12 protein-coding genes are annotated in these 17,316 nt (G+C 68.1%); 2 read left to right on the top strand and 10 right to left on the bottom strand.

Features of this window, described 5'->3' with window-relative positions; translation table 11 throughout:
* Positions 1-178 precede the first annotated feature (178 nt).
* Together U5817_RS10440 and U5817_RS10435 are read right to left on the bottom strand one after the other, a co-directional pair.
* Positions 179-565 carry a DUF488 domain-containing protein gene (locus U5817_RS10440; protein ID WP_169131477.1) on the bottom strand — a complete coding sequence of 129 codons (387 nt, stop codon included), beginning with the start codon at positions 563-565 and terminating at the stop codon, positions 179-181.
* A 58-nt stretch (positions 566-623) separates the two neighbouring features.
* Complete coding sequence (locus U5817_RS10435) at positions 624-2,147, bottom strand: sigma-54-dependent transcriptional regulator (protein ID WP_169131475.1); 1,524 nt, start codon at positions 2,145-2,147, stop codon at positions 624-626.
* 270 nt (positions 2,148-2,417) lie between these two features.
* Here U5817_RS10435 and U5817_RS10430 point away from each other — a divergent pair, with 270 nt between their 5' ends.
* The gene (locus U5817_RS10430) at positions 2,418-3,941 is read left to right on the top strand and encodes an alanine/glycine:cation symporter family protein (protein ID WP_407280678.1); all 1,524 of its coding nucleotides are present in this window, start codon (positions 2,418-2,420) and stop codon (positions 3,939-3,941) included.
* A 169-nt stretch (positions 3,942-4,110) separates the two neighbouring features.
* Here U5817_RS10430 and U5817_RS10425 read toward each other — a convergent pair whose 3' ends face one another.
* From U5817_RS10425 to U5817_RS10410, 4 genes are all read right to left on the bottom strand, one after another.
* Positions 4,111-5,589, bottom strand: coding sequence for an efflux transporter outer membrane subunit (locus U5817_RS10425; protein WP_407280677.1), 1,479 nt, complete (start codon positions 5,587-5,589; stop codon positions 4,111-4,113).
* Between the two features lie 10 nt (positions 5,590-5,599).
* Positions 5,600-8,842, bottom strand: a complete 3,243-nt coding sequence (locus U5817_RS10420) for an efflux RND transporter permease subunit (protein ID WP_407280676.1) — start codon at positions 8,840-8,842, stop codon at positions 5,600-5,602.
* Positions 8,843-8,867: 25 nt separating this feature from the next.
* A complete protein-coding gene (locus U5817_RS10415) occupies positions 8,868-10,115 on the bottom strand; it encodes an efflux RND transporter periplasmic adaptor subunit (RefSeq protein WP_407280675.1) in 1,248 nt (415 codons plus the stop codon).
* A 124-nt stretch (positions 10,116-10,239) separates the two neighbouring features.
* Positions 10,240-11,100 (bottom strand): alpha/beta hydrolase fold domain-containing protein, encoded by an 861-nt coding sequence (locus tag U5817_RS10410; protein ID WP_407280674.1) that lies wholly within the window; start codon positions 11,098-11,100, stop codon positions 10,240-10,242.
* A 156-nt stretch (positions 11,101-11,256) separates the two neighbouring features.
* Between U5817_RS10410 and U5817_RS10405 the strand changes: the two genes are divergently transcribed.
* Positions 11,257-12,171: a LysR substrate-binding domain-containing protein gene (locus tag U5817_RS10405; RefSeq protein ID WP_407280673.1), complete on the top strand. Its 915-nt coding sequence runs from the start codon at positions 11,257-11,259 to the stop codon at positions 12,169-12,171.
* Between the two features lie 648 nt (positions 12,172-12,819).
* Here the strand turns inward: U5817_RS10405 and folB are convergent.
* Genes folB through U5817_RS10385 form a run of 4 tightly spaced genes read right to left on the bottom strand, consistent with a single transcriptional unit; the run spans position 12,820 to position 17,315 of the window.
* On the bottom strand, positions 12,820-13,278 hold the full coding sequence (gene folB, locus U5817_RS10400; protein ID WP_407280672.1) for a dihydroneopterin aldolase: 459 nt from the start codon (positions 13,276-13,278) through the stop codon (positions 12,820-12,822).
* A gap of 5 nt (positions 13,279-13,283) precedes the next feature.
* Positions 13,284-13,985: a sarcosine oxidase subunit gamma gene (locus U5817_RS10395; protein WP_407280671.1), complete on the bottom strand. Its 702-nt coding sequence runs from the start codon at positions 13,983-13,985 to the stop codon at positions 13,284-13,286.
* Positions 13,978-17,007, bottom strand: a complete 3,030-nt coding sequence (locus U5817_RS10390; protein WP_407280670.1) for a sarcosine oxidase subunit alpha family protein — start codon at positions 17,005-17,007, stop codon at positions 13,978-13,980. Before U5817_RS10390 ends, U5817_RS10395 begins: the two co-directional genes overlap by 8 nt.
* Positions 17,004-17,315, bottom strand: a complete 312-nt coding sequence (locus tag U5817_RS10385) for a sarcosine oxidase subunit delta (protein ID WP_407280669.1) — start codon at positions 17,313-17,315, stop codon at positions 17,004-17,006. The genes U5817_RS10390 and U5817_RS10385 overlap by 4 nt, the downstream gene beginning before the upstream one ends.
* Position 17,316: the final 1 nt, after the last annotated feature.

Here is a 17,316-nt window from a genome sequence, read left to right as displayed (position 1 = left end):
ATACCTAACCAACTGATTCTTCGAGAGAATCAATCGTGGAAGCACCCGACAAGGGCGGGTCAATGCCTACCTGCACGGAGGCGAGTGCCGGTACAGTCCGCTGCTTGCCGCGCCTACACACGCTGGCGGAATAGGCCGCCAGGAACCTTGCCACGAATGGAGTAGTGCCGCCCGCGCCCTACCGCACATCCGCCCCACGATCGACGAGCAGTTGCCGCAAGATCGACCGATGACAGCGCGCTTCGTCGGCGCAGTAGCAGCCGATGGAGAGATTGGTGTGATGCGACAGCGCGGCGAGGAGGTCGAGGTCCTTGCTCGCGGCGGGCGCCTTGAGTTCGGCGAGGAACTTGCGGGTGAAGCTCTTCCACGCGCGCTCGTCGGTGGCGCCCTGCCCTTCCTTGAGCAGCGCCTCGCTCGGGGCGAGATTGGGGAACCAGACGTCGTAGATGTCCTTGCGGGCGTAGTCTTCCTTCTTCACGCCGCGCGGCGGCCTGCGCACCGTGCCGATACGCAGGCCTTCGCCCTCTTCCCGCGGACTGCCGAGCCGCACGATGCTGATCGTCATGAGTCCTCCCGCGGGGCGAGTACGTTGGCGCGAATGATCGGGTGTTATTCCATCCAGCTCAAGGCTGCCCGATGCCGTAGCGCTTGAGGCGCGCGGCGATCGCGGTGTGCGAGGTGCCCAGGCGCTTGGCGAGGCGGCGCGTCGAGGGGAATTCCTGGTACAGGCGTTGCAGCAGCCTGCGCTCGAAATCGGCGACGGCAGATTCGAGGGTGTCCACGCCGGCGTCAACCGACGTATCCGGCGAGCCGTGGGACTGCGCGAGCTCCAGGTCGTCGGCGGTGATGATGGTGCGCTCCGCCATGGTCACCGCACGGAAGATGACGTTCTGCAGTTGCCGGATATTGCCAGCCCAGGCGTTGGCGAGCAGCGCAGCGCAGGCGTCCTGGGCGAGCCGCATCGCGGGGCGTGCGGCCTGTGCGCAGGCACGGGCGAGGAAAAGCTGCGCGAGCGGCAGGATGTCGCCCGGGCGCTCGCGCAGCGCCGGCATGTGGAGGTTGAGGACGTTGAGGCGGAAGAGCAGGTCCTGGCGGAAGTGGCCGGCGGCGACCATGTCTTCGAGGGGCCGGTGGGTGGCGCTGATGACGCGCACGTTGACCTTCAGTTCGCGATCGCCGCCGACGCGGCGGAAGCTACCGTCGTTGAGGAAGCGCAGCAGCTTGGCCTGCAGGTAGGGCGACATCTCACCCACCTCGTCGAGGAACACGGTGCCACCGTCTGCGAGCTCGAGCAGGCCCGGCTTGCCGCCGCGCAACGCGCCGGTGAAGGCGCCCGGCGCGTAACCGAACAGTTCGCTCTCGGCGAGGCTCTCCGGCAGGGCGGCGCAGTTGAGGGCGAAGAAGGGCTGGGTGCTGCGGTTGCTGCCGGCGTGGCAGGCGTGCGCGAGCAGTTCCTTGCCTGTGCCGGTCTCGCCGGTGATCAATAGGGGCGCATCGACCAGCGCCATGCGCGCCGCGCGTTGTTTGAGCTGTTCGATCTCGGGCGAGGTGCCGACGATGGTGTCGAAGCCGCCGGCCCCGTAGTTCTGCAAGGCGCTCAGTCGTTCGCCCATGCGGCTGGGCGCGTGCAGCGTCAACACCGCGCCTGCGGCCCGGCCGCTGCTCTCGTGCAGCGGGAGGGTTTCGAGCATGAAGGACTCGCCGTTGAGTTCGATCTCGCGCACCGGCAGATGGTAGCCCTCGACGACGAGGCGCTTCGCGAAGTCGGCGTCGCCCAGGAGCTCGCCCATGGACACCCCGAGGACCGTCGCCTCGGTGCGCCCACTCGCCGTCACCGCCGCGCCGTTGGCGATGACGACCATTCCCATCGCGTCGATCGCGAAAACCGGGTCGGCCTGCGAGGCCAGCAGGGCCTGCAGGTAAAGCCGCCGCTGGACACCGGGGAGCATGTCGACGACCTCGACCGAGCGCACCCCCTGTACACGCCGAAGCCGCGCGAACGCGGACTCGTCGAGGGCCGGCGCCTCGATGTAGATGTGCGGCGGCTCGACTTCGACGCCCGTCACATTCACGTCGCGGCTCGACAGGACGGCGAGAAGTTCCTGGGCGATGCCGACCCGGTCTTCGAAGAAAACGACGATGCGCATGCGAGGTGTCACGAATCCGAAACTGTGTCACGAAAACACTACATCTCATCCAAGGGTTTGTAAATCAACACATAAGGAAATTCTTGGAAGCCGTGCTGCGAGCATTGTGGAACGAAATCGTTACACGGGTAGTTCATAGACCACGACGCGCTCGCTTAAGCCAATGATTTTGCAGCGTTATCCATAGCTGGCATCGACTTTGCTAAAGGGCGCGGGCGCGCCGTTCGCGCTTCGGCCGGGCGGCATCCATTCGCGAGGAGACCCAAAACAATGACTGAAATCATCAACACGCTTAACGGCTACATCTGGAGCCCGGCACTGATCTATCTGTGCCTGGGCGTCGGCCTGTACTTCTCGATCCGTACCCGCTTCATGCAGGTGCGGGGCTTCAAGGAAATGATCCGCCTGATGTTCGAGAGCAAGAGCTCGGACGCCGGGGTTTCATCCTTCCAGGCCCTGACGATGTCGCTCTCCGGGCGTGTCGGCACCGGCAACATCGCGGGGGTCGCCACCGCGATCACCTTCGGCGGCCCCGGTGCGGTGTTCTGGATGTGGATGGTCGCCTTCCTCGGCGCCTCCACTGCCTATGTCGAATCGACCTTGGGACAGATCTACAAGGAAAAGGATGACAAAGGCCAGTATCGTGGCGGCCCGGCCTATTACATCGAGAAGGCGATGGGGCAGAAGTGGTACGCGTGGATCTTTGCCGTCTCCACGGTGATCGCGACCGGCCTGCTGTTGCCCGGCGTACAGGCAAACAGCATCGCCGCGGGCCTGAACAACGCCTGGGGCATCGACACCGCGGTCAGCGCCGCCTGCATCTCCATCCTGCTGGGCTTCATCATCTTCGGCGGCGTCAAGCGCATCGCGCAATTCGCCGAGATCGTCGTCCCCTTCATGGCGCTCGCCTACATCCTGGTCGCGGTGGTCATCGTCTTCCTTAACATCGACCAGCTGCCCTCGATGATCGCGCTGATCTTCAAGAGCGCCTTCGGCCTCGAAGCCGGCTTCGGCGCGGTGCTCGGCATGGCCGTGCAATGGGGCGTAAAGCGCGGCGTGTATTCGAACGAAGCCGGCCAGGGCACCGGCCCGCACCCGGCGGCCGCGGCCGAAGTTTCGCACCCGGCCAAGCAGGGCTACGTGCAGGCCTTCTCCGTGTATGTCGACACCCTCTTCGTGTGCTCGGCCACCGCCTTCATGCTCCTGTCGACGGGCATGTACAACGTCAAGGCGCCGGACGGCACGATGCTCGTGAATGGGCTGCCGGGCGTCGAGACCGGTCCCGCTTACACGCAGGCCGCCGTCGAAACCGTGATGCCGGGCTTCGGTTCGAGCTTCGTCGCGCTGGCGCTTTTCTTCTTCGCCTTCACGACCATCGTGGCCTACTACTACATGGCCGAAACCAACATCGCCTACATCAACCGCAAAGTGCATCGCCCCTGGCTGTCCTTCGTCCTCAAGCTGGGGATCATCGCGACGGTGACCTACGGCTGCGTCAATGGCGCAGGCGCTGCGTGGGACCTCGGCGACGTCGGCGTGGGCCTGATGGCGTGGCTGAACATCGTCGCCATCCTGATCGTGCAGAAACCGGCACTGGTCGCGCTGAAGGATTACGAGACGCAGAAGGCCGCGGGCCTGGATCCGGTGTTCGATCCGGAGAAGCTCGGCATCCGCAATGCGGACCACTGGAAACGCCCCGCCGGCAACGTTGCCGATGTGCGCCGGCCGCACGCGCAACCCGAGGTCCATGCGCCTGCGGGCCTCGAAGTGAGCCCCGCCGCGGCGCGCGACTGAGCGTCCCGCCCTCCCGTTCTCTCAACCCGTCGCAAAAGCGGGTACTTTCCCGGGGCCGCAGTCTGCGGCCCCATTTTTTTGCTACAGCGCCGCAAAGCACACGGGCGCGTGGTTCGGTCGTTGGCCACTCCTTTACCACGTACCCTTGAGCGCCGCGCCGGGCCGAAATTCACCCCCCGACGCTGCCACCCATCGCACGGCGCCCGGCCAGCGGCGGAGCATCGGCAGTTTGCCACCCACCGCCGAGGGCGCGAACCAGTCCGACGGTCGCCTGATAGCGGGCCGAACGCACCTGCAGCGCCTCCCGCCGGTTGCGCAGCTCGCTGCGGCGGGCGTCGAGCAGTTCGAGCTGGCTGACGAGTCCGTTGCGATAGCGCGCGTCCGACAGCACCGTCGCGCGGCTCGCCGCGGTGACCGCGCGCCCCTGCGCCTCGCCCTGCTCGGCGAGGAGGCGCAGGGACGACAACTGGTCCTCGACCTCCTTGAAGGCGACGAGCACCTGTTCGCGGTAGCCTGCAAGCGCGGCATCGAGCTCCGCATTGGCGCTGCGCACACCCGCGTCGCGTCGCCCGCCGTCGAAGATCGGCAGCGACAGCAAGGCGCCGATGCCCCAGGAGCGGGCCGACCACTTGAAGAGGTCGCCCAGGTCCGTGGACGCAAAGCCCCCCGAACCGGTCAGCGCGATGTCCGGGAACCACGCCGCCTGCGCGACGCCGACGCGCGCCTGGGCGGCGAGCATCGACTGCCGCGCGGCGTCGATGTCGGGCCGGCGCGTGAGCACCGTGCTCGGGACGCCGGCCGGGATCACCGGCAGCGCCGTATTCCACTCGCCGGCGTCGAGGCCGAACTCGGACGCCGCGTCGCCGACCAGCACCGCGAGCGCGTGTTCGACTTCGGCACGCCGGCGGTCGAGGGCGAGCGCGTCCGATTCGGTCGCGGCCAGTTCGGTGCGCACGCGCGCGACGTCCAGTTCGGCGATATCCCCCGCTTCGAAGCGCCGTTCGGTGAGCGCCAGCGTGTCGCGGTAGGCGCCGACGGTCTCGCGCACCAGCGCGCGTTCGGCGTCGAGGGCGCGCAGCGCGAGATAGCTGCGCGCGACGTCCGCCTGCACGACGAGGCGTGCGTTGCGCAGCAGCGCTTCACGACTGCCGGCGTCGAGCGATGCGGCCTTGCTCGCCTGCGCGAGGCGGCCGAAGAGGTCGAGCTCCCACGCGAAGTTCGCGCCGGCGCGCAGCGGGTTGCCGGCACCGCCGCCGGCCGGGGTGATCGCCCCGCCCTGCCGTGTCGCGTCGGCGCCGATGCCGATCTGCGGCGCGCGCTGGGCGTCCGCCGCCTGCAGCAGCGCGCGGGACTGCGCCAGCCTTGCCGCGGCGATCTGGATGCTGTTGTTGCGCTCCAGTGCGCGCTCGACCAGCCCATCGAGGACCGGATCGGAGAAGGTCTTCCACCACGCGCCGTCGGCCTGCACCTGGGCCGGAAAGGCGTGGGTCCAGCGGCCGTCGCCTTCCTTGAAGGCCGCGGGGGCGCTGGGCAGCGCGGCAGGGTCGATCGCGGGCGCCGTCGCGCAACCAGCCAGCACGAGGGCGGCGAGGAGCGGTGCGAGCGCGGTGCGCAGCGGTTGAGTGCGCAGATGAGTCAGCAGTGTCATGTTCAACTCCTTATTCATGATGCGCACGCGGCGCAGCCAGGCCCGGCGCGGTTGCGGCGCCGCCGGTGATGGGCGAAGCGGCGAAGGCTTCGAGGTGCGGGATCTCGCCGTGCAGCTTCAGCGCGCGGTTGCCCGCGAGGCGGCGCAGCAGCACGTAGAAAACCGGCGTCAGGAACAGGCCGAAGGCCGTCACGCCGATCATCCCGGCGAACACCGCCACCCCCATCGCGCTGCGCATCTCGGCGCCAGCGCCGGTGGAGAGCACCAGCGGCAGCACGCCCATCACGAAGGCCAGCGAGGTCATCAGGATCGGGCGCAGGCGCAGCCGGGCGGCTTCGATCGCCGCCTGGATCGGCGTGCGGCCGGCGAATTCCAGCTCGCGGGCGAACTCGACGATCAGGATCGCGTTCTTCGCCGACAACCCGACCAGCACGATCAGCCCGATCTGCGTGAAGACGTTGTTGTCCCCGCCCGAGAGCCACACCCCGGTCATCGCCGCGAGGATGCCCATCGGCACGATCAGGATGATCGCGAGCGGCAGCGTCAGGCTTTCGTACTGGGCGGCGAGCACGAGGAACACCAGCAGGATCGCGAGCGGGAACACCCACGCCGCCGAGTTGCCGGCGAGGATTTCCTGGTAGGTGAGCTCCGTCCATTCGAACGAGATGCCCGGCGGCAGCGTCTCGGCCGCGATGCGCTCGACCGCCGCCTTCGCCTGCCCCGACGAGTAGCCGGGTGCGGGCGCGCCGCTGATGTCGGCGGATAGAAAGCCGTTGTAGCGCATCGCGCGTTCGGGGCCGAAGCTCGACTGGATGTTCATCAGCGACGACAGCGGCACCATCTCGCCCGTCTGCGAACGCACCTTCAGCAGCCCGACGTCCTCGGCACGGGCGCGGAACGGGGCGTCGGCCTGCACGCGCACCGAGTAGGTCCGGCCGAAGCGGTTGAAGTCGTTCACGTACAGGCTGCCGAGGTAGATCTGCATCGTGTCGAACACCTCGGTCACCGGGATGCCCAGCTGGCGCGCGCGGGTGCGGTCGACGTCGGCGAAGAGCTGCGGCACGTTCACCTGGTAGCTGGAGAATAGCCCCGCGAGCTCGGGCGCCTTCGACGCCTTCGCGAGGAAGGCCTTGGTCGCCGCGTCGAGCGCCTCGTAGCCGAGCGATGCACGGTCCTCGAGCTGCAGCTTGAAGCCGCCCGTCGTCCCCAGCCCCTGCACCGGCGGCGGCGGGAACATCACGACGAAGGCATCCTCGATGCCGGCGAACTTCCGGTTCAACTCCATCGCGATCGCACCGGCGCTCAGCGCCTCGCCCTTGCGCTGGTCGAAGGGCTCCAACGGCGTGAACACGATCCCCGAGTTCGAGCTGTTGGTGAAGCCGTTGATCGACAGGCCGGGGAAGGCCACCGCGTGCTCGACGCCCGGCTGCTGCAGCGCGATCTCGCCCATGCGGCGGATGACCTCCTCCGTACGGTCGAGTGTCGCGCCGTCGGGCAGCTGCGCGAAGCCGATCAGGTACTGCTTGTCCTGCGCGGGCACGAAGCCGCCGGGCACTGCCTTGAAAAGCCCCGCAGTCAGGCCGATGAGCGCGAGATAGACGGCCATCATCACCGCCTTGCGCCCGATCGCGCCGCGTACCCCGCCGCCGTAGGCTTCCGCGCCGCGGCGGAAGGTCCGGTTGAAGGCGGCGAAGAAGCGGCCGAAGACCTTGTCCATGCCGCGCGTCAGCGCATCCTTGGGCGCGTCGTGCCCCTTCAGCAGCAGCGCGGACAGCGCCGGCGACAGCGTCAGCGAGTTGATCGCCGAGATCACCGTCGACATCGCGATCGTCAGCGCGAACTGCTTGTAGAACTGGCCCGAGAGGCCGGTGATGAACGCGAGCGGGACGAACACGGCGATCAGCACCAGCGCGATCGCGATGATCGGGCCGGAGACTTCCTTCATCGCCCTGTACGTTGCCTCGCGCGGCGTGAGACCCGCCTCGATGTTGCGTTCGACGTTCTCGACGACGACGATCGCGTCATCCACGACGATGCCGATCGCGAGCACCAGGCCGAAGAGCGAGAGCGCGTTGATCGAGAAGCCGAAGAGGTGCATCACCGCGAAGGTACCGACGATCGACACCGGCACCGCAAGCAGCGGGATGATCGACGCGCGCCAGGTCTGCAGGAACAGGATCACGACCAGCACCACGAGCGCGACCGCTTCGAGCAGCGTCTTCACGACCGCTTCGATCGACGCGCGCACGAACTGGGTGGTGTCGTAGACGATCTCGTACTCGACGCCTTCCGGCATGTGCTGCTTCAACTGCTGCATCGTCTCGCGCACGCGGTCGGAGATCTCGATCGCGTTCGAGCCCGGCGCCTGGAATACCGGAATCGCGACGGCGTCCTTGTTGTCGAGCAGCGAGCGCAGCGCATAGTCGGCGGCCCCCAGCTCGATGCGACCGAGATCGCGCAGGCGCGTCACGGCCCCATCCTCGCCCGTGCGCACGATGATGTCGCCGAACTCCTCCTCGCTCTGCAGGCGACCGCGGGCGTTCACCGACAGTTGCAGGTCGACGCCCGGCAGGCCCGGCGACGCACCGATGACGCCGGCCGCGGCCTGCACGTTCTGCTCGCGGATCGCGCGCACGACGTCGCCCGCGGAGAGGCCGCGCGCGGCGACCTTCTGCGGATCCAGCCAGATACGCATCGAGTAGTCGCCCGAGCCGAAGAGCTGCACCTGGCCGACACCGTCGATGCGCGCGAGGCGGTCCTTGACGTTAAGCAGCGCGTAGTTGCGCAGGTAGGTCATGTCGTAGCGGCCGTTGGGCGACAGCAGGTGCACGACCATCGTCAGGTCGGGCGAGCTCTTGACCGTCGTCACACCGAGCCGGCGCACCTCCTCGGGCAGGCGCGGCTCGGCCTGCGACACGCGGTTCTGCACCAGTTGCTGCGCCTTGTCGGGGTCGGTGCCGAGGCGGAAGGTGACGGTCAGCGTCATCAAGCCGTCGGTCGTGGCCTGGCTGCCCATGTAGAGCATGCCTTCGACGCCGTTGATGGACTCTTCGAGCGGGGTCGCGACCGTCTCGGCGATCACCTTGGGGTTGGCGCCGGGATACTGCGCGCGCACGACGATCGACGGCGGCACGACTTCGGGGTACTCGGACACCGGCAGCACGCGCAGCGCGAGCAGGCCGGCGACGAGCATCAGCAGCGACAGCACACCGGCGAAGATCGGGCGGTCGATGAAAAAGCGGGAAAGATTCATGATGGTGCTCCGGACTACGGATGAATCAGGACTGCGGCGAGCCGGCCGCATCCGCGGCGCGGGCGCTGCGGTCGCTGTGGACCTGCTTGCGGCCGTCCATCGCCACCGCCTGCGGCGCGACGAGCGAACCGGGGCGCACCCGCTGCAGGCCATTCACGACGATGCGCTCGCCAGCCTGCAACCCCGCGCTGACAATGCGCAGCCCGTCGGCCGTGCCGCCGAGCGTGACTTCGCGGTACTCCGTCTTGTTGTCGGCATCGACGACCAGCACGAACCTGCGGCTCTGGTCGGTGCCGATCGCGCGCTCGTCGATCAGCACCGCCGGCGCAGCCTTTGGGCGCCCCATCCGCAGCTTCGCGAACTGGCCGGCCATCAGGCTCTCATCGGCGTTGTCGAACACGGCGCGCACGCGCACGGTCCCGCTGCGGGCATCGACCTGGTTGTCGACCAGTTGCAGGTGGCCCGCGTAGATCCGCTCCGGACTCATCGTCGTCGCCATCTGCACCGGGATGCTTTCGATCCGCCCCGCCTTGCCGTGGGCATCCCGCAACCCCTGCAGCGCACGCGCGACGACCTGCTCGTCGGCATCGAAGCTCGCGTAGATGGGGCTGACGGACACCAGCGTCGTCAGCACCGGCGCAGCGGGGCCGGCCGCGACGAGGTTGCCGACGGTGACGTCGAGCCGTCCGACGCGCCCCGACACCGGCGCCCTCACCTGCGTGTAGCCGAGGTTCAGGCGCGCCGACTGCAGCGCGGCCTGCGCGGCGCGCAGATCGGCATCCGCGGCGCGATGCGCATTGGCCCGTTCCTCGAACTCGCGCTCGGCGATCGCACGCTGCTCCCACAGGCGATGCGCACGTTCATGTTCGCTCGTCGTGAAGGCGACGCGCGCTTGCGCGGCCGCGACCTGGGCCGCGGCGCGATCCACCTCCGCCGCGTAGGGCGCGGGGTCGATCGTGACCAGCAGGTCGCCCGCCTTCACCAGCCCGCCTTCGCGGAAATGCACTGCCTGCACGGTGCCGGCGACGCGCGAGCGGATGTCGACGCGATCGACCGCTTCCAGGCGGCCCGAGAACTCATCCCACATCGCGACCTCGCGCTGCTCGACGGTTGCGACGGAGACCGGCGTCGCGGCCGGAGCACCCGCACTCGGGTTCGCCTCGACCGGTGCCGGGCGCAGGCCGAGGACGCCTGCGGAAATGGCGGTGAGGGCGGTGACGGCCAGGCCAGCGGTCCACAACCGGCGGTGCTTCGATTGGCTCTCTGGGGACATGGCAAACTCCTTTATTGCTTTGTTGATGTGTTCTGAGCTGCGGTCGCAGCGTCGGGGAACGCGAGGCATCCTAAAGTCCGTAGTTAGGTACGGAGTCAACCCCTTTTTTCGCGGGGAAAATCGTTCAAGCGAGATCGACGGATTCCCGGCTGCCCGCCCTCGCGAGGAAGGTCGCAAAGCGGGCACCCACTTCCTCGGTCCACGACCTGTCGGGGCTCGCAGGCTCCTGCAGGACGATCGGCCAACCGGTGGGCGCCGGTAGCACGAACTCGGATACCGGCACGCCGGCCTCCCCCAGCCTGCGCGCATAGGCAAGCGTCTCGTCGCGCAGCGGATCGTCGTCCGCGGTGATCAGCAGCGCCGGGGCGAGACCGGCCAGGCGCATCGCGCGACCGGGTGTTGCATAGGGGTGCTCGGCGGCGGCCGGCTCGCGCAGGTATCCGCACCAGCCCTTCGCCAGGGGGCAAGCGGCCGGCCCCTGATCGCTACGGCGAACCGATGCCGTGCCGAGACAGGGATCGAGCATCGGCGAGAGCAGGATCTGGCCGGCAAGCCGGGGCGCATGACGATCGCGCGCCATCAGTGCCGCGGCGGCGGCGAGATTGCCGCCCGCCTCCTCGCCGGCGACAAACAGCGCTGCCCCCTGCCCCGCGAGCCGGGCGCGCCTGCGCCACGCCCACTGCAGCGCGGCGTAGGCGGCATCGACCGCGGCCGGAAACGGATCGGCCGGTGCCAGCGGGTAATCGATCGACACCACGACCGCCCCCGCATCGGCCAGCAGACGGGCGACGGTCGCGCCGCTGTCGAGCGAACCGGAAACGAAGGCACCGCCGTGGAAATGCACGACCAGCGTGGCCCCGGCACGACGTTTCCCATAGACACGCACGCCCAGCGGGCGCGGGAGGCCGACGTCGATACTGCAGTCTTCCGTGGCCGGAAGCTGGTTCGGGTTGGCAAGGCAGCAGGATTGCAGAAAGCGGAACATGGTTGTTGGGACCTGCAGTAGGCGCCGACAGCGCTGATGGCCTGAACGATAGTTCCCGCACTTAAATGAATAAATAATCGATTCGTAGCTTCTTTATTTCCTTTGGTGAATAATCGCGCCGCAGCAATCGCGACTGGCGGACTGGAGGAGAAGCGAATGGACCAATTCCTGGCACTGCGCGTGTTCGCGCGCGTCGTCGAGGCAGGCACCTTCACGAAGGCGGCCGACTCCCTCGGCATGCCGAAGCCGACCGTGACGAAGCTGATCCAGAGCCTGGAGACGCACCTGCGGGTAAAACTGCTCAACCGCACCACGCGGCGCGTCACGGTCACCGCCGACGGCGCGGCCTACTACGAGCGCACGGCGCGGCTACTGACGGAACTGGAGGAAATCGACGCCAGCCTGTCGAACGCGCAGGCTTCGCCGAAGGGGCGTGTCCGCGTGGACGTCCCCGCGGCGGTCGCCACCCGGATCATCATCCCCGCGCTGCATGGCTTCCACGCCCGCTATCCGGATATCCAGATCGACCTCGGCGCGGGCGACCGCCTCGTAAACCTGATCGCGGACAACGTCGACTGCGTGGTGCGCGCGGGCAACCTCGCCGACGAATCGCTGGTTGCCCGACGCATCGCACAGATCGAATACGTCACGTGTGCCGCACCCGCCTACCTCGCCGAGCACGGCATACCCAGACACCCGTCCGAACTCGGCGGGCCGCACCACGTCGTCGGCTATTTTTCGGCGGGCACCGGCCGGATCTCGCCCTTCGAATTCGAGCGCAAGGGCGAGCGCGTCGAGTTGCCGGGCCGGTATGCCCTCGCCGTCAACGACAGCAACGCCTACCTCGCGGCAGCCCTCGCGGGACTGGGGATCGTGCAGCTGCCCCGCTTCATGCTCGATCGACAACTGATCGAGGGGGAACTGGTACCGGTACTGGAAGACTGGACCTCACCGGGTTTCCCGATCTACGTCGTCTATCCCCCGAACCGTCATCTGAGCGCGAAGATCCGGGTCTTCGTCGACTGGGTCGCCGAACTTTTCGCGTCCTTCAATACCGAGGGGCGGCGCTGACTTCCGTCGGCGCCGCCCCTCGGGAACAGGGCTGCAGCAGGGGGCAGGCGAGCCCGCGTCAGCGCATCCGCAACGGCCGACGCGCACGCGGCGCACGGGATTGGGTGCAATCCCCGTCGTCGCAACGCCCCGCCTGAACGGGATGCGCGAAGCTGGCGCGCGTCTTCATGATGATGCTCCGCGCGTTGGCCTCGATATCCGCTCGCGTGTCCGCCGCGCCGAAACCTGCGGTTAGCTGCGCTGCTGCGTGTACCGACAACTCCATTGCCATCCTCCTTTGAAGTCGATCTGCTGCGAATGCTTTAATGGCTTGAATGCAGGCGCACTGTACCGGCGACCATGGATGGAAATAAATACACCACCAGCGACCACTTTATTTCCATGCGTGAATAATCGCACCGCCGCCACATCGCTTACCATCGTGGCAGCGGCATGGAGCGCCTCATAACCATGACTATCTCATGGTTATAAAAATGCAATCAAGGTATTCCTTTGTCACGCGACGGCTTCGCATTCGAGCCCCGCAGGAGAGCGCTCGAGGTCGCCACAAAGGTGCAGAAGATCGTTGCAGGACGCGGCGTCGTTCCCGCCGCAGTGCGGGGCGAGGACGCGGCCTTCAGGCCGCGTCCATACGCCTTGCCGGCGTTCTCAGGCGTCCGCTGCCGCGCGACGCCGCCGGATCGACACGCCGACGCTGTCGGCAGCATCGAAGATTGCCGGCTTGCTGACGCTGATCGCGACCGACGACAACTCGAAACCGGCGAACAACGCATCGGCGACGTTCTGCGCGAAGGCTTCGAGCAGAACGGCGCGATTGACCTGCGCCAGGCGGCGCACGGCCGCAAGCACCTGGCCATAGTCGACAGCGTCGCGCAGATCGTCGCTGGCACAGCAGCGTGCGTGCTGCAAGCCCAGTTCGAGGTCGATCACGAGCGGCTGCGGTGCGTGGCGCTCATGCTCATACACCCCGATCAGCGCCTCGACGCGGACGCCGCGCAGGAAGATGGTGTCCTCGCACGGCGCCGCGACCGTCGCAGGCCCGACCGGAACGACCAGGCCCGGCAGGGCCCGCACCGACGCGGGCGCTTCGATGCGGTCGAGCTTCATCGCCCTTACCTCGCTTCGGCCGCGAGCTCGCGCTCAGCACCGCGACTGGCGGGACGGGCCACCTCCGCCGGCGCCACGAAGACGCCGAACTCTTCCGCGGCATCGAGGATCCAGCTGTACAGGTAATCCGCGAAGCTGCGGCGGATCACCAGTTCCCAACGCTCCTCATCGACACGACGGATCACCGCCGAGCTCTTCGCAAACACACTCGACACCCCCTTGCCCACCGGGAAGGCGCGCGGATGCACGTCATAGGGCGTGCACTTCATCAAGAGTTCGCGCACCCTGGGGCCGGTCAGCTCCAGCACCGTCTGCCCGCCGGTGACGTTCATCACCGCGTAGTGGCCGCTGAGCTCGCGCCGCAGCGCGGCCTCGGCTTCGAACTCGAGGCCCGCCGGCACGACGATCAGCCACTCGTCGGGCGACATCCACTGCAGGCTCACGCCGCGCGACTCGTCGCGGGCGACCGCACCCAGCGCGAGCGGCAGTGCAAGGCCCAGCACGCGCTCGACGCCGGCGCGGAAGCCTTCGTCCTGAGCGTTGCCGCGCAGCACGAGATGACCGAGGAAGGGCTTCTCGCGCACGACCACACCGGCCTCGCGCGCCGAGGCGGCGAGCACCACGTTGATGCGCGCCCTCACCAGCGGCGACTCCGACTTCACCCCGCCGCCGCGCGGGTTCAGATCCATTTGTGCGTAATCAGACATTCTGGCGTGCTCCTTCCGCATCGTAGAAGACCGGGCTCACGACCTCGGCCGCATGCACCCGGCCGTCGGCCATCGGCAGATAAACGGTTTCCCCCAGGCGCTTGGCGCCGCCCTTGACGACCGCCAACGCGAACGAGTGGCCCAGGTTCGGGCTGTAGTAGCTCGAGGTGACGTGCCCGACCATCGGCATCGGGATGCGGATCTCCTTCTCGAGCACGATCTGCGCGCCCTCGTCCAAGACCAGCTGCGGGTCGAGGGGCTTGAGGCCCACGAGCTGCTTGCGGTCCTCGCGCTGCGTGTCCGGGCGCGTGAGCGCGCGCCGCCCGATCCACGAGAAGGGCTTCTTGTAGCCGACGCACCACTGCATGCCGAGGTCCTCCGGCGTCATCGAGCCGTCGGTTTCCTGGCCGACGATGATGAAGCCCTTCTCCGCACGCAGCACGTGCATCGTCTCGGTGCCGTACGGGGTGAGGTTGTACTTCTCGCCCTTCTCGAACAGCGCCTGCCACACGTGCATCGCGTGGTGCGCCTGCACGTTGATCTCGTAGGAGAGCTCGCCCGTGAAGGAGATGCGATAGACGCGGGCCGGAACGCCGGCGACCGTGCCTTCGCGCATGTCCATGAACTTGAAGTTGTCCTTGGAGAGATCGATGTCGTCGGTGAGCTCGGCCAAGAGCTTCCGCGCGTTGGGGCCGTTGATCGCCATCGCCGCCCAGTGGTCGGTCACCGAGTTGAAGTACACCTCCAGCTCGGGCCACTCGGTCTGGTGCCACAGCTCCATCCAGTCGAGCACCGCCGCGGCGCCGCCGGTGGTGGTCGTCATGTGGAAGTGGTTCTCGGCGATGCACGCGGTCACGCCGTCGTCCATCACCATGCCGTCGTCCTTGCACATGAGGCCGTAGCGGCACTTGCCCACGTCGAGCTTGGTCCAGGCGTTGGTGTACAGGCGGTTGAGGAACTCGCGCGCGTCCTTGCCCTGGATCTCGATCTTGCCCAGCGTCGAGGCGTCGAGGATGCCGACCGACTCACGCACGGCGCGGCACTCGCGCTGCACGGCCTCGTGCATCGTCTCGTTGCCCTGCGGGAAGTACCACGGGCGCATCCACTGGCCGACTTCCTCGAACTTCGCGCCGTGCTCGACATGCCACGCATGCAGCGCCGTGTAGCGGCGCGGATCGAAGAACTCGCGGCAGTGACGGCCGGCGATGGCGCCGAAGGTGATCGGCGTGTAGTTCGGGCGGAACACGGTGGTGCCGGTCTGCGGGATGGTCTGCTTCAGGCAGCGCGCGGCGATGGCCATGCCGTTGATGTTGCCGAGCTTGCCCTGGTCGGTGCCGAAGCCCATGCCGGTGTAGCGCTTGACGTGCTCGATCGACTCGAAGCCTTCGCGCGTGGCGAGCTCGATGCCGGCGGCGGTGACGTCGTTCTGCGGATCGACGAACTGCTTCGGGGCGCGCATCGCCGGTTTCACGTGCGGCACCTGGTAGAGCGCCGCGGCCTTGCCCTCGCGCAGCTTGGCGACCTTGGGCAGCGCCGGAGCGGTGACCTCGAAGCCGGTGCGCTGCGCGGCGGCCGTGCCGGCTGCGGCACCGTCGGCGAGCGCCTCGACGAGCGCGCCCTTGCCGTGCACGCCGCCCACCGGGGTCATGCCCGGCACCTTGCCGGGGACGAAGCCGAGGATGTCGTCGCGCCACTCGGGGCGGGCGCCGGTGTGCGCCGCCAGATGCACGACGGGGCTGTAGCCGCCGGAGCTCGCGAGGGTGTCGCAGGCAAGCGTCTCGACGCGGCCCGCCACCTTGAAGCCGCCGATGTCGATGCGGGCGACCTGGGCACCGGTGACGCGCTTCTTGCCGTTCGCCTCGATCACCGCGGAGCCGGGGATGATGCGGATATTGCGCGAACGGGCCTCATTGACGAGGTCGCCCTCGGGGTGCTCACGCGCATCGACGATCGCGACCACTTCGCGGCCGGCATCATGCCAGTCGAGCGCGGCGCGGTAGGCGTGGTCGTTGGCGGTCGACAGCACCAGGCGCTTACCCGGCGCCACGGCGTAGCGGCGGATGTAGGTCGACACCGCGCCCGCCACCATGCAGCCCGGCACGTCGTTGTTGGCAAAGACCAGCGGACGCTCGTGCGTGCCGGTGGCGAGGATCACCTCATGGGCGCGCACGCGGTGCATGCGGGCGCGCACCTGGCGGCGGCCGTTCACGCTCGGCGCGAGGTCGGCGAGGTGCTCGGTGCGGCGCTCGTGCAGGGTCACGAAGTTGTGGTCGTGGTAGCCGTTGGCGGTGGTGCGCGGCAGGATCAGCACTTCGGGCAGGGTCGCCAGTTCCGCGAGCACGGCGGCGACCCAGGCCGAGGCCGGGCGGCCGTCGATGAGCTCGCGCGTGTCGAGCAGCGAGCCGCCCATCTCTTCCTGCTCGTCGCACAGGATCACGCGCGCACCGCTACGGCCGGCGGCGAGCGCGGCGGCGAGGCCCGCGGGACCGGCGCCGATCACCAGCACGTCGCAGTGACGGTTGATGTGGTCGTAGATGTCCGGATCCTTCTCCCTGGGCGTGCGGCCCAGGCCCGCGGCCTTGCGGATGTACTTCTCGTACTTCGGCCACAGCGAGGCCGGCGCCATGAAGGTCTTGTAGTAGAAGCCCGGGGGCATGAACTTGCCGCCGACGCTGCCGATCACGCCCATCAGATCGCGGTCGACGTTCGGCCAGCCGTTGGTGCTCGTGGCGACCAGCCCGCCGTAGAGCGCCTGTTGCGTGGCGCGCACGTTCGGCACCTGGCCCGCTTCGGTCGCACCCAGTTGCACGATCGCATTCGGCTCCTCGGCGCCGGCGGCCATGATGCCGCGCGGGCGGGAGTACTTGAAGCTGCGGCCCACGACATCGACGCCGTTGGCAAGCAGGGCCGAGGCGAGCGTGTCGCCGGCGAAGCCCTGGTAGTCGACGCCGTTGAAGCTGAAGCGCAGCGGGCGGCTGCGGTCGATGCGCCCGCCCGTCCCCAGTCGATTGCTCTGGCTCATTTTGCCGCCCCCTTGTCTGCGGACTGGCCGGCGACCACCGAAGGCTTCTGGCCGACCTTGTAGGTTTCGAGGATCTGGTAGCTCACGGTGTCACGCGTGACGTTGAAGAACTTGCGGCAGCCGGCGGCGTGGTACCACAGCTCGTGGTGCAGGCCGCGCGGGTTCTTGCGGAAGAAGAGGTAGTTGCCCCAGTCCTCGTCGCTGGTCGCTTCCGGCTCCACCGGGCGGGCGATGTGGGCCTCGCCCTTGGGGCGGAATTCTTCTTCCTCGCGGGTTTCCGCGCAGTGCGGGCAGTAGATGTGCAGCATG

The organism is Aromatoleum evansii, assembly GCF_045689615.1.
GTDB lineage: Bacteria > Pseudomonadota > Gammaproteobacteria > Burkholderiales > Rhodocyclaceae > Aromatoleum > Aromatoleum evansii.
The sequence above is the reverse complement of the archived record's forward strand: the minus strand, read 5'-3'. Positions and strand labels throughout refer to the sequence as shown.